Below are 23,822 nucleotides of genomic sequence, written 5' to 3' on the forward strand. Positions count from 1 at the left end.
GCGTTGGGCCGTCCACAGCGCTGGGCCGTCCACAGCGTTGGGCCGTCCACAGCTCGGCGTCGTCCACAGCTCAGCGTCGGGCCTGCCCGCGGCGGGTCGCGCTCGGCCAGGCTGAGCCCATGCACGCACTCCGCGCAGCCCTCGCCGATCTCGTCCTCGGCGTGCGCTGCGCGGGCTGTGAGGCGCCGGGGCGCGCTCTCTGCGACACGTGCCGCTCGGAGATCGGCCACCGGGCTGCGGTGCGCATCCCCGACCCGGCGCCGTCCGCGCTGCGCCGGCCCACCCCCGTCGTGCCGATGTCGCTCACCCCGTACGCAGGCGTCGTCGTCCCGGTGCTCCACGCCTACAAGGAGGAGCCACGCACCGCGCTCGCCGCACCGCTCGGCGGGCTGCTCGCCGATGCCGTGGAGGCTGCGATCGGGCGGTGCACGGGGGAGGAGGACCCCCACGCAGCCGGTCCCGTCAGACTGGTCCCGGTGCCGTCGCGGCGCAGCGCGGTCCGCGCCCGGGGCTTCGACGCCGGTGCGGCTCTCGCTCGGTCCGCTGCCGCGGACCTGCGGCGCCGGGGGCTGCCCGCACGCGCCGCGCCCGTCCTCCGTGTCGGGCGGATCGCCGACCAGGCGGGCCTCACAGCGGCAGATCGTGCCCGGAACCTCGCCGGCGCCTACCGCCTCAGGAGGCCGCTCGGCGCCGGCCTGGTCGTGGTCACCGACGACGTGCTGACGACCGGCGCGAGCGCTGCGGAGGCCGTCCGTGTGCTCACGGAGGCGGGCTCGCGACCGGTCGCCGTCGTGACCGTCGCGGCCACGCGCCGCCGCCTCGGACGAGCCGGCGACGGGTCGGGGTCACGGTGAGAGAAGATCCGGCGTTCATGTGGAGAAATGCGTCCGTCCGGTCTACGGTCGAGACATGTGAACGTCATCCGCCGCGCTTCGGTCACCCGTCAGCGGTGGCCGACGCTCATCCGAGGAGGACTCGTGGAAGTTGTCGTCAAGGGCCGAAACTGCGAGGTCAGCCAGCGTTTTCGTGACTACGTCGACGAGAAGACGCACCGGATAGACAAGTACGACCAGCGCAAGAAGATCCAACGCGTCGAGGTCGAGCTCACGAAGGAGTACAACCCGCGTCAGAGCGGTCGCAGCGAGCGGGTGGAGATCACCCTCCGCGGCCGTGGACCGGTGGTCCGTGCCGAGGCCTGCTCCGACGACGCTCTCGCCGCGCTCGACAAGGCCGTCGACAAGCTGGAGACCCAGGTCCGCAAGGTGCAGGACCGTCGCCGTGTCCACCGCGGCAACCGCACGCCGATGTCGGTGGCCGAGTTCGCGGCCGCGGTCGACGGCACCGCCGACGCCTCCGATGCCGAGGAGCCGATCGACGCCGTCCACTACGCGGGCCCGGTCGAGGTCCGCGGCGAGGGGCCGCTCGTCGTGCGCGAGAAGACGCACGCTGCCGCTCCGATGACCCTGGACCAGGCGCTCAACGAGATGGAGATGGTCGGGCACGACTTCTATCTCTTCGTCGAGAAGGACTCCGGTCACCCGAGTGTCGTGTACCGCCGCCGCGGTTACGACTACGGCGTCATCCACATCGACCAGTCCGCCGACAGCATCGACGCAGCGGTCGGCTGAGCCGTCGCATGGCATGATCGGCTGCGATGACCTTCGTAGCCGATCATGCCGAGACGATCCGGGTCCTTCTTGTCGACGACCAGGAGCTCTTCCGGCGCGGGCTCCGCATGGTTCTCGAGGCAGATCCCGGCCTCGAGGTCGAGGAGGCCCAGGACGGGCTTTCCGCGGTCGCCCAGGCGACGGCGAGCCCACCGGACGTCGTCCTGCTCGACGTCCGCATGCCCGGGATGAACGGCCCCGAGGCCGCCGGTGCGATCAAGGAGGCCGCGCCGTCGGCCAGGATCGTGATGCTCACCGCGAGCGACGAGGAGAGCGACCTGCTCGACTCGATCCGCAACGGCGCCTCCGGCTACCTCCTCAAGGACTCCTCGGTCGACCAGGTCAGCGACGCGGTGCGCCGCGTGGCGTCCGGCCAGTCGCTGATCAGCCCCCAGGTGGCGACACGCCTGCTGGAGGAGTTCCGGGTCCTCGCCACGCGTGACGAGCCGGAGCCGCGGGGCACCAAGCTGTCCGACCGCGAGCTCGAGGTGCTGCGCCTCGTCGCGCTCGGCCACAACAACAAGGAGATCGGGCGCGCGTTGTTCATCAGCGAGAACACCGTCAAGAACCATGTCCGCAACATCCTCGAGAAGCTCCAGCTGCGGTCGCGCGTCGAGGCTGCAACGTACGCCGTCCGCGAGCGGCTGCTCGATCTGCCGTGAGCCGCCCGCAGGAGATGTCCGCGGCGGCAGCACGCCGTACGGTGCTGGCCGCCCAGGGGTTCACCGACCGTCCGCACATCCGGACCACGGCACGCTCCCTGGACCGTGCCGTCGCCCGCACCGGGGTGCTGCAGATCGACTCGGTCAACGTCTTGCAGCGGGCGCACTACCTCCCGTTGTTCAGCCGGCTCGGCCCCTACGACACTCAGCTGCTGCACCGCGCCGCGGAGCGCAGCCCGAGACGTCTCGTCGAGTACTGGGCGCACGTCGCCGCGTACATGCCCGTCGACCTGTGGCCGACGATGCAGCACCGGATGCGCCACTACCGCGACACCGGGCACGCGTGGGGTGGCCGCCAGGGTCGCCCTGACGTCGCCGATGCGCTGCTGGCCGAGGTGGAGCGCCGTGGCGCGGTGACCGCTCGCGACCTCGACTCGGCGACCGAGCGCAGCCGGGAGCAGTGGGGGTGGAACTGGTCGGAGACGAAGTTCGCCCTGGAGTACCTCTTCCTGGCCGGTGAGCTCGCGGTCGCCCGCCGCAACGGGGCGTTCGAACGCGTGTACGACCTCCCTGAGCGGGTGCTGCCTAAGGCAGTCCTCGAGGCGCCCGTGCCGACCGCTGAGGAGGCTGCCCGCGAGCTGGTACGCCGCGCGGCTGCATCGTCGGGGGTGGCGACCGAGGCGAGCCTGCGCGACTACTACCGGATGGGGGTCGCGCCGACGCGCCAGGCCGTCCACGAGCTGGTCGAGGACGGCACGCTCGAGCCGGTACGGGTGCAGGGGTGGCAGCGGCCGGCGTACAGGCACGTCGGGGCGTCCACCCCGCGATCTGTCCGTGCAGCGGCGCTGCTCAGCCCGTTCGACCCGCTGGTGTGGGAGCGCGCACGCACCGAGGACCTGTTCGGGTTCCGCTACCGCATCGAGATCTACGTCCCGGCGCACAAGCGGGTGCACGGCTACTACGTGCTCCCGTTCCTGCTGGACGAGGCGATCGTGGCCCGGGTCGATCTCAAGGCCGACCGGCCGACGCGACGGCTCCTCGTGCGGGCCGCCTGGGCCGAGCCCGGGCACGATCTCGGCCATGTCGCCGCACAGCTCGCCGTACAGCTGCGGACGATCGCGGCCTGGACCTCGCTCGACGCCGTCGAGATCGAGCCGCGGGGCGACCTGGCAGAGGAGCTGGCCGCCGCCGTCGAGGGTGTCGCTGCGGTCGTCTGAGCCCGAAATCCGGTGCACTTACGGTTGCGCCCAGCGGTCGCCTAGGATGGACAGGATTCTGCCGTCGGTCGGCACACCCTTTGTGGGGCCCGGAGACGACGGCTCGGCGAGCAAGTTCTCAGGAGTGCGTTCCGTGCCCAAGGTGATCGACAAGATCCTGCGCGTCGGCGAGGGCAAGATCCTTCGTCAGCTGCAGGCCATCGTCAAGCAGGTCAACGCTCTCGAGGACGACTTCGTCGCGATGACCGACGACGAGCTCCGCGCGATGACGGCCGAGTTCAAGGAGCGTCTGGCTGACGGCGAGACCCTCGACGACATCATGCCGGAGGCGTTCGCGACCGTCCGCGAGGCGAGCAAGCGCGTCCTCGGCCAGCGCCACTTCGACGTCCAGATCATGGGCGGCGCGGCGCTGCACCTCGGCAACATCGCCGAGATGAAGACCGGTGAGGGCAAGACGCTCGTCGCGACCCTCCCGAGCTACCTCAACGCGCTGGCCGGCAAGGGCGTGCACGTCGTCACGGTCAACGACTACCTCGCCAAGTACCACGCCGAGTGGATGGGCCGTGTCCACGGCTTCCTCGGTCTGACCACCGACGTGATCCTGCCGTCGATGACCCCGGCGCAGCGCCGCGAGGCCTACAAGGCCGACATCACGTACGCGACGAACAACGAGCTGGGCTTCGACTACCTCCGCGACAACATGGCTGACTCGATCGAGGAGTGCGTCCAGCGTGAGCACTTCTTCGCCGTGGTCGACGAGGTCGACTCGATCCTCATCGACGAGGCCCGCACGCCGCTGATCATCTCCGGCCCCACCCAGGACGAGGTGAAGTGGTACGGCGAGTTCGCCTCGATCGTCGCGCCGATGGAGGCCGACGTCGACTACGAGGTCGACGAGAAGAAGCGCACCGTCTCCGTGCTCGAGCCCGCGATCACCAAGGTCGAGGACCACCTGGGCATCGACAACCTGTACGACGCCGTCAACACGCCGCTGATCTCGTTCCTCAACAACGCGATCAAGGCGAAGGAGCTCTTCAAGCGCGACAAGGACTACGTCGTCATCGAGGGCGACGTCCTGATCGTCGATGAGCACACCGGCCGCATCCTCGATGGACGCCGCTACAACGAGGGCCTCCACCAGGCGATCGAGGCGAAGGAGGGCGTCCGTATCCGCGAGGAGTACCAGACGCTCGCCACGATCACGCTCCAGAACTACTTCCGCCTCTACGAGAAGCTCTCCGGCATGACCGGTACGGCGATGACCGAGGCCTCGGAGTTCGACAAGATCTACAAGCTCGGCGTCGTCCCGATCCCGACCAACAAGCCGATCGCCCGCGTCGACGAGCGTGACCTCGTCTACCGCACGGAGGACGCCAAGTTCGACGCGGTCGTCGAGGACATCGCCGAGCGCCACGAGCACGGTCAGCCGATCCTCGTCGGCACCACGAGCGTCGAGAAGTCCGAGCGGCTCGCCAAGCTCCTCAAGAAGCGCGGCGTTCCGCACCAGGTCCTCAACGCGAAGCAGCACGAGCGCGAGGCCGCGGTCGTCGCGGTCGCCGGTCACAAGGGCGCCGTCACGGTCGCGACCAACATGGCCGGCCGAGGCACCGACATCATGCTCGGTGGTTCCGTCGAGTTCCTCGCCGACCAGGCGCTGCGGGCCAAGGGTCTCGATCCCGTCGAGACTCCTGAGGAGTACGAGGCGGCGTGGGCCGACACGGTCGCTGAGGTCGAGAAGCAGGTCCAGGCGGACCACGACGAGGTCGTCTCGCTCGGCGGTCTCGCGGTGATCGGCACCGAGCGTCACGAGTCGCGGCGCATCGACAACCAGCTCCGCGGTCGTTCCGGCCGTCAGGGCGACCCGGGTTCGACGCGCTTCTACCTGTCGCTGCAGGACGACCTGATGCGCCTGTTCAAGGCCGACTGGGTCGACTTCATCCTCACCCGGATGAAGGTTCCCGACGACGTCCCGATCGAGAACAAGAACGTCACCAAGTCGATCGCGTCGGCGCAGTCCCAGGTCGAGGGCCAGAACTTCGAGACGCGCAAGAACATCCTCAAGTACGACGACGTGATGAGCCGTCAGCGCGAGGTCATCTACGCCGAGCGACGTCGCGTGCTCGAGGGCGCAGACCTGTCCGAGTGGGTGCGCGAGATGATCTCGGACACGGTGACCGGCTACGTCAACGGCGCGGCTCAGGGCTTCCCCGACGAGTGGGACCTGGACGCGCTGTGGACCGCGCTCAAAACGCTCTACCCGATCTCGGTCACCGTGGCCGGCCTCGAGGACGAGCACGGCGGCCGCTCCGGTCTCACCCGCGAGGCCCTCGTCGAGGCGATCACCTCCGACGCCCGCACGGCGTACGAGGCTCGCGAGGCCGAGCTGGGCGCCGAGGTGACGCGCGAGCTCGAGCGGCGCGTGGTCCTGTCGGTCGTCGACCGCAAGTGGCGCGAGCACCTCTACGAGATGGACTACCTGCGTGAGGGCATCGGGCTGCGCGCGTACAGCCAGCGCGATCCGCTCGTCGAGTACCAGCGTGAGGGGCACGAGTTCTTCACCGCGATGATGGACGCGATCAAGGAGGAGTCGGTCGGCTACCTCTTCAACGTCGACGTCCAGGTCGCGCCCGAGGAGGACGGCCAGGTCGAGGTGTCGGCCAAGGGACTGGAGGAGAACGTCCCCCAGCAGCTGACGTACAGCGGCCCGACCGAGACCGGCGAGGTCGAGGTCGAGGTCCAGGAGGACGACGACGATCCGCTCTCGCTGACCGAGAACGAGAAGGTCCGCCAGGCCAACCTCAAGTCGAAGGCGCGCCAGAAGGCGAAGCAGCAGCGGAAGTCGCGCAAGAGCAACCGCTGACGCAAGCCGCTCCCGACGCGGCACCCGCACGAAAGACCAGACATCCGGACCCGTACGCGGGCCAGATGCCTGGTCTTTCGTCGTCCGAGGCTCAGACCCAGACGAGCGCGGTGCAGATCCAGGTGGGGTCGCGACGGTCGGTGTCGTGCTCGAGCCGCGCGGCGACGGCGCGCGACCGACCCTCCCGGACGACCCTGGCGCTCACCTCGGCGACGTCGTCGCGGGGCCGACAGACGTGGACGCTGGCGACCCGTCCGGCGGCGGGTCGGTGGGGCGTGCGGGTGCGCGCGCGTGCGAGCACGGAGAGCCGGCCGTGGAGCTCTTCGTAGACGTCGGGCCGCAGGATCCGCACGAGCTGTTGGAGGGGACGGGTGCCGGCGCTGACCTCGAGGACGGCCTGGACGAAGCGGCCGGCGCGCTGCTCCAGGTCGCGTTCCGGTGGCGGGACGAGGCTCAGCCGAGCCCGGCGCGGTGGCCCCGACGGAGCGGGGTCGTCGAGCGCGACCGCGAGCGACCCCTCGACGAGGGGCAGCGCCCACTGGACGGATGGCGTCGGCTCGAGGGCGTACAGCTGGGCCTCGGCGGCGGCTGTCGCGGTGGTGGTGGGACGGGCGTTGGCGGTGGTGGTGGTGGCGGTGGCGGTGGCGGTGGCGGTCATCGGTCTCCTCCGGCTGCGTGCGGTGCGGGGTGGGTGCTGGAGCTGGGATCGGTGGCTGGTGCGGCGGTGGTGGGCGCCGCACCGGGTGGCGCGGCGGTCGGTGGTGCGGTGGGTGTGCTGGACGCCGTAGTCCGGCGCGGGGCGGGGGGCCGCAGCGTGATCCCGGCAGGGAGTGCGTCGGGGTCGCGGCCGATGGCAGCGCGGTTCACGGCGTACCAGCGGCGCCACTCGCGATTGGTGCGGCGCGTGGTGGGGCGGACGCCGGCCGTGCGGAGGGCATCCGTGGCGATGCTCCACAAGGTGTCGCCGACGCGGACCTCGTAGGAGCGGCGCTGACGGCGGGTGGACGGGTCACGGCTGGGAGAAGGAAGCCGCTCGGTTGCCGCGCCCGGCCCAGGAGCGCGGGTGCCGGGAGCGCGGGTGCCGGGAGCGCGGGTGCCGGGGGACACAGTCACGTCGTCCGCTGCTCGGACGCTCCTGCCCCTGGTGCTGACGTCTCGTGCGGGGCGGTCGGGAAGGGCGAGGCCCGCGACTGCCGAGGCGGGCGGCGCGGCAGCGACCGAGGTCGGGGTGGTGCTGCCCTCGGAACCCGTCGTTCGCGCGGTGTCCGACGCTGACGGTGCGGCTCCGGCGGGCGACGCCGCGAGCACCGCAGCTCCGGCAGCGGCAGCGATCACGGGTCGCCAGACGCGCGGGGTCAGCGTCAGGACGACCGCGGGGATCGGGCGGCGCACCGCCCGGTACGACCACGCGAGCACGCTCAGCGCCGTGAGCCAGCCGGTCGCACCGACGACCCCGAGAAGTGCAGCGTCGCGGATCACGCTGTCCAGGCGGGGCGCGTACGGGCTGGTGAGGGTCGCGATCCGCGTCAGGGCACCGGGCACGTGGGGGAGCAGCGTGACCAGCACTGCCGCCGGAATCGCAGTAGGCAGCACGGCGCCCGATCGTCGATGCATCACTCGGCCTCTCTTGATGACGTTTGCCTACGTTTGCGTACGGCTGGATACGTCGTCAAGCGTTCGTCCACAGACCCGGACGCTCGCTAGAGTGCGCCCATGCGGTGGGACGAACGCTTCGAAGCCCTCGAGACCGGCCTGGCTCTCGAGTCCGCCGGCGAGCAGCTCACCGACCGCGATCGCGAGATCGACGAGCTCGCCGTGGAGCGTGCAGCGACGGTGTCGTGGGCAGACCGGTGCCGGGGGCGGGAGGTGACCCTGCGAGTCGCGGTGCTGGGTCCGATCCGCGGCGAGCTGGCGATGGCGACTGCCGACTGGCTGCTCGTGCACCAGGACGCCTCGACCGACTGGGTCGTCGCTGTCGGGCAGGTCCTCGCCGTGACGGTCGCCGGTGGCGGGCCCGCGGCCGCCCGCCGCGAGGTCGAGCGTCGTACGACGTGGCGTCAGGCCTGGACCGAGCTCATCCGGGACCGCGACAGCGTCATGGTGATGCTGGTCGACGGGAGCACGCTGCGCGGCGTGCCGTCACGCGCGGGGAGCGACTACGTGGAGATCGCGGACGAGCTCGTGCCGTACGCGGCCGTCGTCGCCGTCAGGTGTCCGCGTTGACGTCCTCGTCGCGCGACTCCTCCGACTCGACCCACGGGTGTGCGGCGATGTGGTCTCGCGCGGCGGCGTACTGGTGGGTGATGAACTCCTCCAGCGCCTCGGCCTCCACACGCCAGACGCCGCGACCCCCGAGCCGGATGGCGGGCAAGTCGCCGCGGCGCACCAGCGCGTAGACCTGCCGCTCCGAGACGTTGAGCACGTCGGCCACGTCCGAGAGCCGCAGGAACCGGGGGGACTCGGAACCGAGGGGCATGGCTCGATCATGCCAGTCGTGGCACCCACGGCGCGGCCCTGCGTGCACGGTCTGTGGACAGAGGGTGGACGCAGTGGTCTCGCGTCGGGCATGAATAGGTGCCATGCCCACGCTCACGCGACGACCCTCGTCGCCCGCGCGCGCCGACGCCCGCCGCCTGCAGCGGCCCCGGTGGACCCATCCGCGCGCCGTCGCGGGTGCTGCGCTGGTCGCCGGCTCGATGCTCCTCGGCAGCCTGCTCGTCACCAACGTCGCCCGTACGACGGAGGTCTGGGCGGTGAGCGACGACGTCCGCGCAGGGGAGCCCGTCCGGCCCGCCGACCTCGAGCGCGTCGACGTGCGATTGACGGGTGCCGCGGCCACCGCCTACCTCGCCGAGCCCGACCCCACAGCCCTCGCCAGCCGGGTGGCGGAAGCGACCTGGGCCCACGACCTCGCTGCCGGTGAGCTCGTGCCCGTCGCTGCCCTGGCCGCGGCCTCCGATGCCTCCGGCGTCGAGGTGCCTCTGCAGGTGACCGGTACGGCGATGCCCGCGGACCTCGCGGCGGGTCACCGGGTCGACGTCTGGGTCGCCCCGGAGCCCGGCACCGCACGCGGCGGGACGGCATCCGCGCGCCGGGTGCTCCAGGACGTCGGTGTGGTCGCGGTCCACGGGGACAGCAGTGCGTTCGGTGAGAGCGGCGTCCGCAGCGTGGTCGTGCTGGTCGACGACGCCCGAGCGGGTGTCCTCCCCGACGCGCTCGCCGCGCTCGCGGACGGGCGTACGACGCTCGTACGGAGGTCGGGGGCCGCGTGAGCGTCCCGGTTCTCATCGCCGCCGGGGGCGAGCCCTGGGAGGCCGACCTGGTCGCCGCGGCCGTCGCGACCGACGGCATCGATGTCGTACGCCGTTGCGTGGACGTCGCGGACGCGGTCGCGACGGCGTCGAGCGGCTCTGTCGGCGTCGCGCTCGTGTCGGTCGGCCTGCCGGGGCTCGACGCGGATGCCGTGCGCCGCCTCGCGGGGACGGACGTCCTCGTCGTCGCCGTCGTCGGCGGCCACGAGACGGAGCAGGCCGCCCGGCAGCACGCCGGAGCCCTGGGCATCGCGTCCGTCGTCCCGTGGACGCGTCTGCGAGAGGTCCCGGCGCTCGCTCGTGCCACCCGCCGCGACGGCGGCGCCGAGCTCGACCTGAGACCGTCGTCGGCGGAGCGCGACGATGCCGCCGTGCCGGTGAGCGACCACCAGCGGGAGGGGCGGATCACGGCGGTCTGGGGACCACCGGGTGCCCCTGGCCGCAGCACCGTGGCGCGCGGTATCGCCGCCGAGCTCGCGGCGTACGGCCGACGGACGGTCCTGATCGACGCGGACGTCGACGGCGGGACGCAGGCCGCGGCGCTGGCGCTGCTGGACGAGGTGAGCGGCATCCTCGTCGCGTCCCGCGACGCAAACTCCGGCACCCTGACCCGTGAGTCGCTCACGGCCTGCCTGCGCTGGATCGGTCCCGAGCTCGGTGTCCTCACCGGGCTGCCGCGGGCCGACCGGTGGCCGAGCCTGCGCGCCGCGGCGTACGAGTCGGTGCTCGAGACCGCGCGCGAGGTCGCCGACGACGTCGTGGTCGACCTCGGGCACGCGCTCGACGACGCGGACGAGCCGGCGTACGACTCCGCCGCGCCCCGACGCGCAGCCGTCGCACGGCACACGCTCGCCGTCGCCGACCGGGTCATCGTCGTCGGCAGCCCCGATCCGGTCGGACTGTCCCGGCTCGCCCGTGCGGTGCTGGACGTCCGGTCGCGCCTGGGTATCGAGCCCGACGTGGTCATCAACCGGATGCGGCCGACCCTCGGGTGGAGCGCCCGCGAGATCGCCGATGCCGTCGAACGCTTCACGGGACTTCGACCGCTCGCGTTCCTGCCCGACGCCCCTGCAGTCATCGACCACTGCCTCGTGCACGGCTACACGACGGTCGAGGGTGCGGCCGGGTCGCCGTTTCGTACGACGTTGGTCACGCTGGTGGATCAACTGCGGGTTCAGCCCGCTTAACTGGCGTAATCTGTGGCCGTGCCCCGCCGTCTCGATGCGCTCGACGTGACGTTCCTCGACGAGGAGACCTCCACCGCGCCCCGGCAGGTGATGACGCTCGTGGTGATCGAGCCTGGTGAGCGCACGTTCGACTACGACACGCTCGTCGGCGTGGTCAACGAGCGGATCGGCCTGGTCCCGCGCTACCGGCGGCGGGTCGCGAACGTCCCCGGTGGTCTCGGTGCCCCGGTCTGGGTCGACGACGAGGACTTCGACCTCACCTACCACGTGCGGCGGTCCGCGCTCCCGTCTCCCGGCACCGACGCTGCGCTGCGAGAGCTGGTGAGCCGCCTTGTCGGCCGGCACCTCGATCTCTCGCGCCCGCTGTGGGAGGCGTACTTCATCGAAGGGCTCGAGGGCGGCCGCGTCGCCGTCCTCATCAAGTCGCACCAGGCGCTCGTCGACGGCTCCGTGACGGTGGACCTCGCCCAGGTCCTGCTCGACGAGACGCCGCACGACCGCGACGTCCCGTCGGACGGCTGGGTCCCGCGCGGCACCCCCGGAGGGCCCTCGCTCGTCGCGGGGTCGCTCTGGGACGTGGCGACGCACCCCCGCCGCGCCGCAGAGCGCCTCTCCGGCAGCATCGACCGGGTGCAGTCCGCGGTCGGCAAGGTGGTCCAGAGCCTCCCCGTCGTCGGTCCCGTCGCCGCGGACGCCTCGGGTCCGTTCTCGGCCCGGCTGAGCCCGCACCGTCGCTACGTCACCGTCCGGACGCGGCTCGACGACTACCGGCTCGTCCGGGACGCGCGCGGCGGCACCGTCAACGACGTCATCATGACCACGATCGCGGGCGGCATCCGCGGTTGGATGCTCACCCAGGCGGAGCCGGTCAGCGACAAGACGCGCCTGCGCGCGATGGTGCCGATGTCGGTCGCGGCGCCCGACGGCGTCCCCACCTCGTACGGCTCGACCGTCCGCGGTCAGCTGCTGACCCTGCCGGTCGGGGAGACCAACCCGATCGTGCGCCTGCACCAGGTGTCGTACGCCCTCAAGGCCCACAAGGAGACCGGCGTCGCCGTCGCCGCCAACACGCTCGCGGCACTGCCCGGCTTCGCGCCGACGACGTTCCACGCGGTCGGAGCCCGGGTGGCGGAGACCCAGGCCCACCACCCGTACGACATCGTGATCACCAACGTGCCCGGCCCGCAGGAGCGCATGTTCATCGCGGGGGCGCCGATCGTGGAGACCTATCCCGGCATCCCGCTGTCGCACGGCCGGACGCTGTCGATCGGCGTCACCTCGTACGCCGGGGGCGTCTACTACGGCCTGGTGACCGACCGCGCGGCCGTGCCGGAGCCGGAGGTCCTCGGGCAGTGCATCGAGGAGGCGCTGGCCGAGCTGGTGGAGGCGACCGGCCCGACGCGGGTCCGCGCGCCCCGCGGACCGGTGTCGCGCGACGCGAAGCCGCGCGGGATGGGGGCCGGCGCGTGAGCCGCGCGTACCTCGCGACCCACGGGGACGGCTTGCGCGCGCTCGGGCGCGACGGGGTGCTGCCCGCCGATGCCTACGCGTGCGTGGTCGCCGAGAGCGACGACGAGCAGGACGAGTACGACGCGATGGCCGTGGCTGGCGAGATCGCCGAGGAGCGCTGGGGCGCCGTGCTGGTGCTCGCGACCGAGACCGACGCCGACGAGGTCACCGGCACCGTCGCGCTGCGCGACGTCGAGGCGATCCACGTCGGCGACGAGCTCGCCTGGTACGCGACTCAGGAGCTCGAGACCGTCATCGCCGGCCTCGGCCCCTCCAGCTGACCATCGGGTTGGTCGCTGCGTGGTCACCGTCGAGTCGCTGATGACATCTAGAGCACCGACGCGACGGCCTCCTCGAACACCGCGGTGTGCCGGTCGACGTCCTCGTCCGTCGTCGTCGGGCTCATCAGCGCCATGTTGTGGAACGGCGTGAGCATGATGCCGCGATTGACGAGGAACACGTGCAGGTAGTCCTCGAGCGGGCCGTCGGCAGCCGCGGCCGACTCGGTGCCGTTGCGTGGGGCGGGTCGCGCAAACCGGTACTCGGCGCGTGCCCCGAGCCTGCTCACCGACCACGGCAGGTCGTGTCGCGTGATCACCGCGTCCACGCCGGCCGCGAACCGCTCGGCCCGTGCCGTCATCCCGGCGAACGCCTCGTCGGTCAGCACCTCGCCGAGCGTGGCGCGCATGGCTGCCACCGAGAGCGGGTTGCCGGCGAGCGTGCCGCCGACACCGCCCATGTCGACCAGGTCGAGGTCGGTCCGGGCGAGCGCCCGCGCCGCGAGGTCCTCCGACAGCCCGTACGCGCCGCTCGGGATCCCGCCGCCGATCGCCTTGCCGACCACGACCACGTCGGGTTCGAGGCCCCACGCTGCCGTCGCCCCGCCGGGACCGGCGGAGAAGGTGTGCGTCTCGTCGTTGATGAGCAGCGTCCCGTACGCGCGGGTGAGCTCGCGGACGCCCTCCAGGTAGCCGGGCTCGGGCAGCACGATGCCGATGTTGGTCAGAGCCGGCTCCATCAGGACCGCGGCCACGTCGCCGTGGGCCAGCTCGCGCTCGAGCATCGCGAGGTCGTTGAACTCGGCGGCCCGGCTCGTGAGCGTGACGTCCACCGGGGCGCCGACGTTGCCGGGGCGGTCGATGCCGTGCCCGTCTGAGTCGACGACGATGAGGGACTCGTCGACCGTGCCGTGGTAGCAGTACGGGTTGACCAGGATCTTCGGGCGCCCGGTGAGTGCCCGGACCAGCCGGATCGCCCAGCGGTTGGCGTCGGTGGCCGTCAGCGAGAAGCTCCAGCGTGCCGCACCGAAGCGCCGGGTCAGCTCGGCGCCGACCCACTCGGCGTCCTCGGTCGGCATCATGGTCGTGATCCCGCCGAGCTCCTCGAGCCGCCGGCGTACGGCCCGGACCGTCGGCTCGGGGGAGTGACCGGCCATGGCGCCGGTGTCGCCGAGCGCGAGGTCGAGGTACTCGTGGCCGTCGATGCAGTGCACCGTGTGTCCCTGCGCCCGGTCCAGGTAGAGCGGGAACCCCGTGGCGAGCTTGTTCATCCACGTCATCGGGACCTGACCGAAGAGGTGGGTCGCGGACGCGTACGCCGCCTGTGAGCGCGGGTGCGCAACGGCGAAGGTCTCGAGCTCGCGGGCGTACGCGTTCGCGAGCCGGTCACGGTCGATCACGCCTCGTCCCCGATTCGGGCAGTATGGGTAGGAATCACGAATCGATTCTCACCCGAACTGCCCGAATCGGGGACGGAACGCGGCCGAGGCGAGGGTCAGGCCTTGCAGAAGGGCTTCTTGCCCATCGTGCTCAGCAGACCGTTGACCACGTGGCTCTTGAACAGGCGGGCCTGCTCGTCGCCCGCCGTGTCCTGCCAGAGTGCGACCTCGTGACCGAGCGAGGTCACCCAGGACCGACCGCCGTCGTAGTACTGGCACCAGGTGACCGGGTGCTCGGCCGGGTGGCCTGGGTGGCCGTTGAAGCCCTTGCCGCCGCCCTCGAGCGTGTCGGGATCGACCCGGGCGAGGACCCGTACGCCGGTCGGGAAGGGCACGAGGTTGTAGAACTCGTCCTTCATGGTGAACCGCTTCGGCAGCTCGGCGACCGAGACGTCCCGACGGCTCGCCTTCTCGACGACGCCGTTGCGGGAGGGTCCGTGGTCGTAGAAGTTGGCACCGCCGAGGAGACCTTGGAAGTACGGCCAGTGGTACTCCGCGCCGAGGGTGTTGTGGACCGCGACGAACCCGCCGCCCGCTCGGACGTACTGCATGAGCGACGTCTGCGCCGCGTCGTCCAGGATGTCGCGGGAGTTGCTGAGGAAGACCACCGCGTCGTAGCGCAGCAGCTTGGCGGGGGAGTCGAGCTGGAGGACGTCCTCGGTCCAGTCGATGGTCAGCCCGTTCTCGGCGCCCCAACGGCGCATCGCCTGCTGGGCGACGTTCGCGTCGGTCAGGGGCGGGTTCATGCCGGTGGCCAGACGCGGGCCGAGGTGCGCGTGACGCGACACGCCCGTCGCGCTGTAGACCAGGACGCGGTCGACGCCGTCGGCGCGGAAGGCGGTCTGCCAGTCGTGGTAGCAGTCGTCGTCGGTGCCTCGGCACACGCCGTAGTCGGCCCGCGTGTCGTCGTCGACGGCCCACCGGGTCCCGCCGCGGTCGGCGACCGAGGGCCAGGCAGCGAGCACTGTGGCACCGACCAGCAGCGCGAACGCTCCGGCCAGGATCTTCCTCATCCTCATGACACTCCTTCGATCTGAGGCGTCATCGACGCGTCGTACGCCGCTCCGAGGCTTACCCCGAGAGGGGCGCAAGCGCTTGCAGAAAGCGCTTGCGTGGGAACGATCCTCCTCGAAGGCGAATGCGTCAAGAGCAGCCAAACCTGGGCGGATGCCTTGATGACACAGCGTCGTAACCTCCGCTTGACGTGACGTACGTCATAGCCATACGTTTCACGAAAGCGTTTACGGAAGCGCTTTCGGCACCCAAGGACAGCTCAATCTCGGGGAGACCTGGTTTTCGAAGCTCCGTCTCGACGACCTCGTCTCGAGCCATCCGCGAAACCCTCTGACGACACACGGATGGTGGATGGAATGACCCAACGAAGGTGGAGTCTTCTCGCAGCGGCCGCACTGGTCGCCGCGACGATGACCACAGCCACGACAGCGGCGACGGCGGCAGATCCCGTCGCGCCCGCACCCCTCACCGACCCGCTCCCGGAGCCGGTCATGGCCGACTTCGGTCTGGTGGTCGAGGAGGTCGCCCAGTTCCCGAAGTCCGAGCCGACCCCGGCCCCGACCGATCCCCGCCTGATGCGGCACGCACGCATCAACTACCTCGGCGAGCTGCCCGACGGCTCCGGGCGGCTCTACGTCCCCGACCTCAACGGCACGCTCTACCTCATGAGCGGCGGCGGCAAGCACGGCAAGCCGGGCGCGCCCACGCCGTACCTCGATCTCAAGGCGGAGGTCGGCGCCGACTTCTTCTCCGGCGCAGGCATGGGGAGCGGGTTCGGCTTCGCCACCTGGCACCCCGACTTCAAGAAGAACGGCAAGTTCTACACGGTGCACACCGAGGCCTTCGGTGCGCTCACGAACAAGACGCCAGACCTCACGCCGCAGCCGAACACCGCGTACCACGGCGTCATCATCGAGTGGACCGCCGACGACCCGAAGGCGAGCACGTTCAGCGGAACCCACCGCGAGGTGCTCCGCCTCGGCTTCGCCACGCGCATCCACGGCATCCAGCAGATCGAGTTCAACCCGACCGCCGACAAGCGCGACGAGGACTACGGCCTGCTGTACGTTGCGGCCGGGGACGGTGGCATCGGTGTCAGCACCGACGAGCCTCAGAGCCTCGCGACCCCGCAGGGCAAGCTGCTGCGCATCGATCCCGCCGGCACGAACAGCGACAACGGCAAGTACGGCATCCCGGCGAGCAACCCGTTCGTCGGCACGCCCGGTGCCATCGGCGAGATCTTCTCGTACGGCTACCGCGACCCGCACCGCTTCAGCTGGGACACGGGTGGCTCCCACCGCCTGCTCCTCGGCCACATCGGTGAGAAGGACGTGGAGGCGATCTACGACGTCAAGGCCGGGGACAACTCCGGCTGGAGCGAGCGGGAAGGGTCGTTCCTGTTCGACAAGAACGACCGCTGCAACCTCTACCCGCTCCCCGAGGGCGACGAGGCCAACGGCTACAACTACCCGGTGGCGCAGTACGACCACAACCCGCCGCCGGGATACCCGTGCGGTGCCGACGTCGGTCACGCCGTCAGCGGTGGCTTCGTGTACCGCGGCAAGGACGTCCCGAAGCTCAAGGACAAGTACCTCTTCGCGGACCTCGTCGACGGCCGCGTGATGTACACGGAGAACCGCGAGATGCGCCGCGGCAAGCCCGCTGCGCAGATCCACGAGCTCACGCTGTTCGACAAGCAGGGCAACGAGGTCACGACGCCCGTGCTGGTGGGTGACCGTCGGGTCGACCTGCGGCTCGGACGTGACGGCGACGACGAGCTCTACCTCCTGGCCAAGGCCAACGGCAAGGTCTGGAAGATCGTCGGGACCAAGAAGGTCAAGGACGAGCGCGACGTGCACCCGGCCGTGGCGCCGTACATGGTGGCCCACTACGACTTCGAGCGCCCGCGCGGCGACGTCGAGGCCGACCGTGGTGCTTCCGGCACGCCGATCTCCCTGATCAACGGCGGGTCGGACATGCGGGTCAGGGACGGGGCGTTCGCCGGGAGCAAGCGCTCGATCCAGATCCGCGAGGCTGATCCGGCTGCGGGTGAGCTGCCCTGGAAGGCGGGCATCTACGAGGACGACGCCGACGGCGTGGAGTCCCTGTCGCGGTTCAACGCCGCCAAGGGCATCACGGTGATGGGCTGGGTCAAGATGACCGGCGACGGGCCGTCGCTGAACACCAACACCCCGGACCCGAACGACCGCTACAACGCGATCGGGCTGGCCGGTGTGCTCGCCGGCAACTCCGACGGCCACGGCGTGCGTGCGCTCCTCGAGCTCATCGACGTCAACGGCGAGCTGCGGCTCGTCGCCCTCGGCCGGCGTGTCGACACCGGGGCGTCCCAGACGTTCGCGGCGTCGGAGGACTGGCGCACGCTGCTCCCGCAGGGTGAGTGGGTCCACATCGCGGCGACGTTCAACTACACGAACGGCACCATGGCCCTCTACAAGAACGGCAAGCCGATCCCGGGCTTCTACACCCGGACCGACGACCCGTGGCAGAACGCCGCTCCAGGCGAGGAGGTCACCTCGGCGACCAACCCGCGCGGCATCAAGATCGGCGGCAGCTTCCCGCAGAACGGTTCCGAGCGGAACCCCTGCAACTGCCGCATGGACAGCCTGATGTTCCTCGACAGCTCGCTGACCAAGCTGGAGGTGAACCAGCAGTTCCGCCGCGTCGAGCGGTGAGCGTACGGAGGGGGCGGCGGGCCGAGGCCCGCCGCCCCCTTCGGCGTGTCCAGGGGTGGGTCAGGCGCGTACGGGGCCGGACGAGTCGCGCACCATCAGCTCGTGCCCGGTGTGCCTGCGCCGTGGCCGGGACGACGGGTCCTTGAGCGCCATCATGAGCGCGTCCGCCCCCATCTCGGCCATCGGGAGCCTGACCGTCGTGAGGCTGGGTGCGAGGTCGGCCGCGACCGTGACGTCGTCGAACCCGACGACCGACATCTGCGAGGGGACCGCGACCCCGTGCGCGCGCAGGGTCGCCAGGGCGCCGATGGCCATCGCGTCGTTCAGCGCGATGATCGCCGTGGACCCGGGGTGCTCGGCGAGGATCCGCTCAGCGGCGTACGCCCCTCCGTCGCGCGTGAACTCGGCCTCCACGAGCGGGAGGTCGTCGATGTCGATGCCGTGGTCGGCGAGCGCGCGCTCGATGCCGGCGAGCCGGTCGACGACGGTCGTGAGGTTGACGGTCCCGGAGGCGATCGCGATCTGCCGGTGGCCGAGCCCGACGAGGTGCTCGGCGAGCGCCGCACCCGCGTCCTCGTTGTCGGGCAGCACCGCGTCGGCGCGCAGGGCGTGCCGGCCGATCACCGCGACGCGTCCGCCGGTGTCCTGGAAGGCGGCGAGCTCGCGCTTCGCGGCGGTCTCGACCTCGTCGCCGACGTACCCGGATCCCGCGACGATGATCGCGCGCACGTTGTTGGCGACGAGCGTGCGGATCTGCCTGAGCTCGTTCTCGGGGTCGCGGGCAGAGTGACAGATCTGCACCGTGATGCCGTGCTCGTAGGCCACGGAGATGACACCTGCCGCGATCTCGGAGAAGTACGGGTCGTCGATCTGGTGGACGATGAGCCCGACGATCGAGGCCGACCCGCCGGCCAGCGACCGGGCGTGCGCGTTGACCACGTAGCCGAGCTCGGCTGCGACCGCCTGGACGCGCTCGGCAACGGCCGGGCTGACACCTTCGCGCCCCGAGAGTGCGCGGGACGCGGTCGCGAGCGAGACTCCCGCTCGTTCGGCGACGTCCACCAGCCGTGGCGCGGTCCGACCTCTCGCCATCGGTTTGCCCCTCTCTTGGCCGAGCCAGTCCTGGCCGGTGCGTCGTGACGTCCGGCCTACCTCTGGCGCCTGTGACCCTTGCCACAGTCGCCGTTCCCTGTCTATCCTACGTAAGCGCTTACGAAAGCGCTTACGGCGGCCCGGACACGCGGACCTCAAATCGTAGGAGTGTCATGTCGATGAAGACAACGAGCATCATGAGGATCGGCGCCCTGCTCGGCGCCGCGTCCCTCGCCCTCACCGCATGCGGAGGCTCTGACTCCGGCTCCGGTGACGACGACGGCCCGATCACCATCGGCGTCTCCCTCCCGTTGACGGGTGACTTCGCCGAGCCCGGCAAGGGCGTCCAGCGCGGCTACGAGGCATGGGCAGCGGACGTCAACGACGCAGGCGGTCTCCTCGGCCGCAAGGTCGAGCTGAAGATCCTCGACGACCAGTCGAACGCCGACCGCGTCGTCGCCGACTACGAGTCGCTGATCGCGCAGGACGAGGTCGACCTCGTGTTCGGCCCGTTCTCGACCCGCCTGGTCGTGCCGTCGGCACGCGTGGCCGACGAGTACGGCATGTTGTTCGTCGAGCCCGCCGGTGCGGCGCCGGAGGTCTTCGAGCAGGGCTTCGGCAACCTCTTCTACGCCGCTCCCGCTGTCGCGAACGACCACTACAACTACCTCGCCGAGTGGATCGAGGCGCTTCCCGCCGATCAGCGCCCCAAGACCGCGGCGTACGCGGCGATGGACGACCCGTTCGCGATGGGCACGGCGTACGGCCTCAAGGAGAAGATGGAGGCCGCGGGTATCGAGACCGTCGTCGACGAGAAGTACCCGCCGAACACGACCGACTTCAGCAGCATCGCCGCCAAGATCGAGGCGTCGAACGCGGACATGATCGTCGGTGGCACGCAGTACCAGGACGCGGTCAACCTCATCGTCGCGCTGCAGCAGCTCGACTACCAGCCGAAGCTCGCTGCCTTCTCGACCGCCCCGACGAACCCCGAGTTCCCCGAGGCGATCGGTGACAAGACCGAGGGCATCCTCTCGCCGACCGGCTACACCGAGCAGGCCGACGTCCCGACGAACAAGGAGTTCGTCGAGAGCTACACCGAGCGCAACGGCAACCCGCCCGGCGAGGACGAGGCCAACGCCTACACGACCGGCCAGGTCGTCGCCGCCGCCGTCGAGGCTGTCGGCTGTGCCGAGCAGGGCGAGTGCCAGCAGAAGCTCATCGACTGGCTCCACGAGAACGAGGTCGACACCGTGGTCGGCCCGTTGAGCTGGGACGCCGACGGCCGTCCGCAGGGCGCCCACATGATCCAGCAGTGGGTCGGCGGCGAGATCAAGATCGTGCTCCCCGAGGACGTCAAGGAAGCCGACATCATCTACCCGAAGCCGGCCTGGTGACACGCTGATGGATGGCTCGCTCCTCTTCCAGAGCCTGGTGCTCGGCATCCTGCTGGGAGGGCTCTACGCCCTCCTGGCAGCCGGGCTCACGCTCTACTTCGGGATCATGCGGGTGGTGATGATCGCGCACTCCGCGTTCCTCATCCTCGCGGCCTATCTCGCGTGGTGGTTCCACCGCGAGACCGGGATCGACCCGCTGCTCTCCCTGTTCGTCACCGTCCCGCTGTTCTTCGCCGTCGGCGTCCTGATGCAGCGGCTGCTCGTGGCCAGGCTCCGGCCGGTCACGCTCACGATGATGTCGGTGCTGCTGACCTTCGCGATCGCTCTGACGATCGAGGGCCTGCTCGGGTTCGTCTTCTCGGGCACGCAGCGTCGCATCCAGCTCGGCTACAGCGGCGAGAGCATCGAGGTGTTCGGAGCCCACGTCGCCGTGGTCAAGCTCATCACCTTCGGGCTCGCTGCCGCCTCGCTGGCCGCGCTCTACGTGATCATGAAGTACACGAAGTTCGGCCAGTCGCTGCGCGCGACGATCCAGCACAAGGAGGCCGCGCAGCTGGTCGGAATCAAGACGGACCGGGTCGCGGGCTACGGCTTCGGGCTCGGTCTGGCCACCGCGGCGATCGGCGGCACCGCGCTGTCGCTCGACGCGACCATCTACCCGTCCCTGCACTGGCACTGGATCGGGCCTCTGATGGCGATCATCGTCGTGGGCGGGCTGGGGAGCATCCCCGGCGCCGCGATCGCCGCGATGGTGCTCGGCATCGGTCAGAGCCTGCTGCAGATCCCGATGGGGACGACGTGGGCGCAGACGATCTTCTACGTGGCGCTGTTCGCCACGTTGATGCTGCGGCCGCAGGGATTCTTCGGAGGTCGCCTTGCTCAACGCTTCTGATCGACTCAGCGTCTCCAAGGCCTTCGTCGCGAAGGTCGTCGTGTTCGCCGCGTGCGCGGCAGCACTGCTGACCTTCCCCTCCTGGGCCGCCAACCCGTACATCCTGTCGGCCGGCGTCGTCGTGCTCAGCTACGCGGTGCTCTCGACCTCGTGGAACTTCGTCGGCGGCTTCACCGGCTACATCTCGCTCGGTCACGCGGCCTTCTTCGGCCTCGGGGCGTACGGCACCGCTCTGCTGATCACCAAGCTCGACCTGTCGAGCTTCGTCGCGTGGTTCCTCGCCGGGGTCGGGGTCGCGCTCTTCGCGATCCCGGTCGGGTGGGCAGCGCTGCGGGTGCGCGGTGCGTCGTTCGTGATCGTGTCGATCGCGCTCGTGCTCATCATGCTGCTGGTGTTCCAGAGCTGGAGCGACTTCACGGGCGGCTCGAACGGCCTGGTCGTGCCCCGTCCGTTCCCGGACATGCTGCGCCCGGAGCACCACGAGACGTTCTTCTACCTGTTCGCGGCGCTCCTCGCAGTGACGCTGCTGTGCTGGTGGCTGATCGACCGCTCCCGCTTCGGCATGGGCCTCAAGGCGATCCGCGAGGACGAGGACAAGGCGGAGGCCCTCGGCATCCCGACGTACTCGTACAAGCTCGTCGTCTACGTCGTCTCGGCGTTCTTCACCGCGCTCGGCGGCGGCATGTACGCGCTGTGGTTCGGCGATCTGGACCCCGTGTTCCAGTTCTCGATCCTGATCGGCTCCTACATGGTGCTGATGGCGCTGCTCGGCGGCGTCCGTCAGCTGTACGGCCCGCTGCTCGGCGCGCTCATCGTCGGCACGGCCCTCGAGTACTTCAAGCTCGAGTTCGGCGACACGCAGTTCCACCTGGTCGCGACCGGTCTCCTGCTGGGCATCGTCGTCCTCTTCATGCCGGACGGCATCATCCCCGCCGGCATGAAGCTGGTCGACCGGTTCACCCCGGAGCGCAGCTCGATCCGGGAGATGACTGCCGCGGAGCTGCTCGAGCGCGACCAGAGCGAGTCGTCCGAGCGGGCGGGACGGCACGCGTCGACGCCCTCGGACCCAGAGCCCTCGACCACAGAGAAGGCGAAGCGATGACCCTCACCGACGCCCCTCCCCGCGAGAGCCTCGCCACGGTCTCGCTCAGCAAGTCGTTCGGCGGCGTGAAGGCCGTGGACGATGCGACCGTCACCTTCGTCGACGGGAAGGTGAACGCGCTGATCGGCCCGAACGGGTCCGGCAAGACGACGTTCTTCAACTGCGTCACGGGGATGATCAAGCCGGACTCCGGCTCGGTCTCCTACCGCGGCAACGACGTCACCGGGCGGTCTCCGCACCGGATCGCCCGGGCAGGGATCGGGCGCAGCTTCCAGCTGTGCCGGATCTTCCCGCGGATGACCGTCCTCGAGAACGTCCTGGTCGCGCACCGCACGGACGGCCTGCGCTCGCTGCTCAAGGGTGCCCGCAACGACGACGAGATCGAGCGCGCGCGGGGCTACCTGCGGCGGGTCGGCATCGACCACCTCGAGCGGTCCGAGGCGGCCGACATCTCGTACGGCCAGCAGAAGCTGCTCGAGCTCGCCGGCGTCCTCATGGCCGAGCCCGACCTGATCATGCTCGACGAGCCCGCGGGCGGCGTGAACCCGGCGCTGATCGGCCGGATCGGCACGCTCATCCGCGAGCTCAACGCCGAGGGCCGGACCTTCGTCGTCGTCGAGCACAACATGGAGATGGTGATGAGCCTCAGCGACCACGTCATCGTGTTCGACCGCGGCCGCCCGATCGCGGAAGGACCTCCGTCGGAGGTCCAGACCGATCCTCGAGTCCTGGAGGCGTATCTCGGTGTCTGAATACCTGCTCGAGCTCAACGACATCGAGGCCGGCTACGGGCGCGCAGCGCTCGTGCTGCGGGGCCTCACCGTGAAGGTGCCCGCCGGCTCGGTGGTGTGCCTCGTCGGCCCGAACGGCGCCGGCAAGTCGACGGTCCTGAAGGTGGCGAGCGGCCTGCTCACACCGCGGTCGGGGTCGATCGTCGTCGACGGCGTGGACGTCACGGGCCAGGGCCCGCAGGCGATGCTCGCCTCCGGTCTCGCCCACGTGCTCCAGGGGCACAGCGTCTTCCGTGAGATGACGGTCGAGGAGAACGTTATGCTCGGCGCCTTCACCGTGCGGGACAAGGCGAAGGTCGCGGAGCGCGTGGCGTTCGTCCAGTCGCTCTTCCCGATCGTGGGGGAGCGGTGGAAGCAGCTCGCCGGCCTGCTGTCCGGCGGGCAGCAGAAGCAGGTCGAGTTCGCCCGCTCGCTGATGGTCAGCCCCAAGGTGGTGCTGCTCGACGAGCCGTCGATGGGCCTCGACCCGAAGACGACCGCCACCGTGTTCGACCAGGTCGTCCGCATGCGCGACGCGGGGATCGCCGTGCTGCTGGTCGAGCAGAACGCCCGTCGCGCCCTCGAGACCGCCGACGTCGGCTGTGTGCTCGACCTCGGACGCGTCCACATCTCGGGTCCTGCACCCGAGCTCCTCGCCGACCCGCAGCTCGGTGCGCTCTACCTCGGTGGGCGCCCGAGCGAGCCCGCATCTACGAAGAACAGGTGAAGTCC

The 23,822-nt window shown here is 70.5% G+C and carries 22 protein-coding genes; 16 read left to right on the plus strand and 6 right to left on the minus strand.

All coding sequences use genetic code 11. The annotated features are described in order from the left end of the window. Positions 1 to 119 precede the first annotated feature (119 nt). The 5 genes from GH747_RS15085 (at position 120) to secA (ending at position 6,406) form a co-directional block, all read left to right on the plus strand. Positions 120 to 854 carry a ComF family protein gene (locus GH747_RS15085; protein WP_149770410.1) on the plus strand — a complete coding sequence of 245 codons (735 nt, stop codon included), beginning with the start codon at positions 120 to 122 and terminating at the stop codon, positions 852 to 854. Between the two features lie 123 nt (positions 855 to 977). Then, entirely contained in the window at positions 978 to 1,628 is a 651-nt protein-coding gene (gene hpf / locus GH747_RS15090) for a ribosome hibernation-promoting factor, HPF/YfiA family (protein WP_149770411.1), read from the plus strand. A gap of 26 nt (positions 1,629 to 1,654) precedes the next feature. Next, positions 1,655 to 2,329, plus strand: a complete 675-nt coding sequence (locus tag GH747_RS15095) for a response regulator (RefSeq protein ID WP_149770412.1) — start codon at positions 1,655 to 1,657, stop codon at positions 2,327 to 2,329. Beyond that, on the plus strand, positions 2,326 to 3,546 hold the full coding sequence (locus GH747_RS15100) for a winged helix-turn-helix domain-containing protein (protein WP_149770413.1): 1,221 nt from the start codon (positions 2,326 to 2,328) through the stop codon (positions 3,544 to 3,546). Before GH747_RS15095 ends, GH747_RS15100 begins: the two co-directional genes overlap by 4 nt. Positions 3,547 to 3,679: 133 nt before the next feature. Next, positions 3,680 to 6,406 (plus strand): preprotein translocase subunit SecA, encoded by a 2,727-nt coding sequence (secA, locus tag GH747_RS15105; RefSeq protein ID WP_456085356.1) that lies wholly within the window; start codon positions 3,680 to 3,682, stop codon positions 6,404 to 6,406. A gap of 91 nt (positions 6,407 to 6,497) precedes the next feature. On the opposite strand, the gene GH747_RS22085 is transcribed toward secA, so the two are convergent. Both GH747_RS22085 and GH747_RS15120 read right to left on the minus strand, forming a co-directional pair. Further along, positions 6,498 to 7,064 carry an Rv3235 family protein gene (locus tag GH747_RS22085; protein WP_194842917.1) on the minus strand — a complete coding sequence of 189 codons (567 nt, stop codon included), beginning with the start codon at positions 7,062 to 7,064 and terminating at the stop codon, positions 6,498 to 6,500. Further along, positions 7,061 to 7,999 (minus strand): LysM peptidoglycan-binding domain-containing protein, encoded by a 939-nt coding sequence (locus GH747_RS15120; RefSeq protein WP_163695607.1) that lies wholly within the window; start codon positions 7,997 to 7,999, stop codon positions 7,061 to 7,063. The genes GH747_RS22085 and GH747_RS15120 overlap by 4 nt, the downstream gene beginning before the upstream one ends. A 120-nt stretch (positions 8,000 to 8,119) precedes the next feature. On the opposite strand from GH747_RS15120, the gene GH747_RS15125 reads away from it, so the two are divergent. Further along, positions 8,120 to 8,629 carry a hypothetical protein gene (locus GH747_RS15125; RefSeq protein ID WP_149770416.1) on the plus strand — a complete coding sequence of 170 codons (510 nt, stop codon included), beginning with the start codon at positions 8,120 to 8,122 and terminating at the stop codon, positions 8,627 to 8,629. Here GH747_RS15125 and GH747_RS15130 read toward each other — a convergent pair. Next, entirely contained in the window at positions 8,613 to 8,882 is a 270-nt protein-coding gene (locus GH747_RS15130; protein WP_149770417.1) for a helix-turn-helix domain-containing protein, read from the minus strand. The two genes, GH747_RS15125 and GH747_RS15130, sit on opposite strands and share 17 nt — an antisense overlap. Before the next feature lie 103 nt (positions 8,883 to 8,985). On the opposite strand from GH747_RS15130, the gene GH747_RS15135 reads away from it, so the two are divergent. The 4 genes from GH747_RS15135 to GH747_RS15150 are packed head-to-tail and all read left to right on the plus strand — an operon-like array spanning position 8,986 to position 12,694. Beyond that, positions 8,986 to 9,678, plus strand: coding sequence for a hypothetical protein (locus tag GH747_RS15135; protein ID WP_149770418.1), 693 nt, complete (start codon positions 8,986 to 8,988; stop codon positions 9,676 to 9,678). Then, positions 9,675 to 10,904 (plus strand): CpaE/TadZ family protein, encoded by a 1,230-nt coding sequence (locus GH747_RS15140; protein ID WP_149770419.1) that lies wholly within the window; start codon positions 9,675 to 9,677, stop codon positions 10,902 to 10,904. Before GH747_RS15135 ends, GH747_RS15140 begins: the two co-directional genes overlap by 4 nt. An 18-nt stretch (positions 10,905 to 10,922) precedes the next feature. Further along, positions 10,923 to 12,374 (plus strand): WS/DGAT/MGAT family O-acyltransferase, encoded by a 1,452-nt coding sequence (locus GH747_RS15145; protein ID WP_149770420.1) that lies wholly within the window; start codon positions 10,923 to 10,925, stop codon positions 12,372 to 12,374. Further along, positions 12,371 to 12,694, plus strand: a complete 324-nt coding sequence (locus GH747_RS15150) for a hypothetical protein (RefSeq protein WP_149770421.1) — start codon at positions 12,371 to 12,373, stop codon at positions 12,692 to 12,694. The genes GH747_RS15145 and GH747_RS15150 overlap by 4 nt, the downstream gene beginning before the upstream one ends. Positions 12,695 to 12,741: 47 nt before the next feature. Here the strand turns inward: GH747_RS15150 and GH747_RS15155 are convergent, their stop codons facing one another. After that, positions 12,742 to 14,091: a transaminase gene (locus GH747_RS15155; RefSeq protein ID WP_205602953.1), complete on the minus strand. Its 1,350-nt coding sequence runs from the start codon at positions 14,089 to 14,091 to the stop codon at positions 12,742 to 12,744. Positions 14,092 to 14,186: 95 nt separating this feature from the next. Next, positions 14,187 to 15,149, minus strand: coding sequence for a ThuA domain-containing protein (locus GH747_RS15160; RefSeq protein ID WP_149770422.1), 963 nt, complete (start codon positions 15,147 to 15,149; stop codon positions 14,187 to 14,189). Positions 15,150 to 15,500: 351 nt separating this feature from the next. Here GH747_RS15160 and GH747_RS15165 point away from each other — a divergent pair, with 351 nt between their 5' ends. Next, a complete protein-coding gene (locus tag GH747_RS15165; protein WP_194842918.1) occupies positions 15,501 to 17,837 on the plus strand; it encodes a PQQ-dependent sugar dehydrogenase in 2,337 nt (778 codons plus the stop codon). 60 nt (positions 17,838 to 17,897) lie between these two features. Here GH747_RS15165 and GH747_RS15170 read toward each other — a convergent pair whose 3' ends face one another. Further along, positions 17,898 to 18,929, minus strand: coding sequence for a LacI family DNA-binding transcriptional regulator (locus tag GH747_RS15170; protein ID WP_149770423.1), 1,032 nt, complete (start codon positions 18,927 to 18,929; stop codon positions 17,898 to 17,900). A 173-nt stretch (positions 18,930 to 19,102) separates the two neighbouring features. On the opposite strand from GH747_RS15170, the gene GH747_RS15175 reads away from it, so the two are divergent. Genes GH747_RS15175 through GH747_RS15195 form a run of 5 tightly spaced genes read left to right on the plus strand, consistent with a single transcriptional unit; the run spans position 19,103 to position 23,817 of the window. Beyond that, a complete protein-coding gene (locus GH747_RS15175; protein ID WP_205602955.1) occupies positions 19,103 to 20,326 on the plus strand; it encodes an amino acid ABC transporter substrate-binding protein in 1,224 nt (407 codons plus the stop codon). A 7-nt stretch (positions 20,327 to 20,333) separates the two neighbouring features. Further along, positions 20,334 to 21,218, plus strand: coding sequence for a branched-chain amino acid ABC transporter permease (locus GH747_RS15180; protein WP_149770424.1), 885 nt, complete (start codon positions 20,334 to 20,336; stop codon positions 21,216 to 21,218). Continuing rightward, on the plus strand, positions 21,202 to 22,320 hold the full coding sequence (locus GH747_RS15185; RefSeq protein ID WP_228552943.1) for a branched-chain amino acid ABC transporter permease: 1,119 nt from the start codon (positions 21,202 to 21,204) through the stop codon (positions 22,318 to 22,320). Before GH747_RS15180 ends, GH747_RS15185 begins: the two co-directional genes overlap by 17 nt. Next, positions 22,317 to 23,072 carry an ABC transporter ATP-binding protein gene (locus GH747_RS15190; protein ID WP_149770425.1) on the plus strand — a complete coding sequence of 252 codons (756 nt, stop codon included), beginning with the start codon at positions 22,317 to 22,319 and terminating at the stop codon, positions 23,070 to 23,072. Before GH747_RS15185 ends, GH747_RS15190 begins: the two co-directional genes overlap by 4 nt. Next, positions 23,065 to 23,817 (plus strand): ABC transporter ATP-binding protein, encoded by a 753-nt coding sequence (locus GH747_RS15195; RefSeq protein WP_149770426.1) that lies wholly within the window; start codon positions 23,065 to 23,067, stop codon positions 23,815 to 23,817. The genes GH747_RS15190 and GH747_RS15195 overlap by 8 nt, the downstream gene beginning before the upstream one ends. Positions 23,818 to 23,822 lie beyond the last annotated feature (5 nt).

The organism is Mumia xiangluensis (assembly GCF_010994095.1).
In the GTDB taxonomy this organism is placed as follows: Bacteria; Actinomycetota; Actinomycetes; order Propionibacteriales; family Nocardioidaceae; genus Mumia; species Mumia xiangluensis.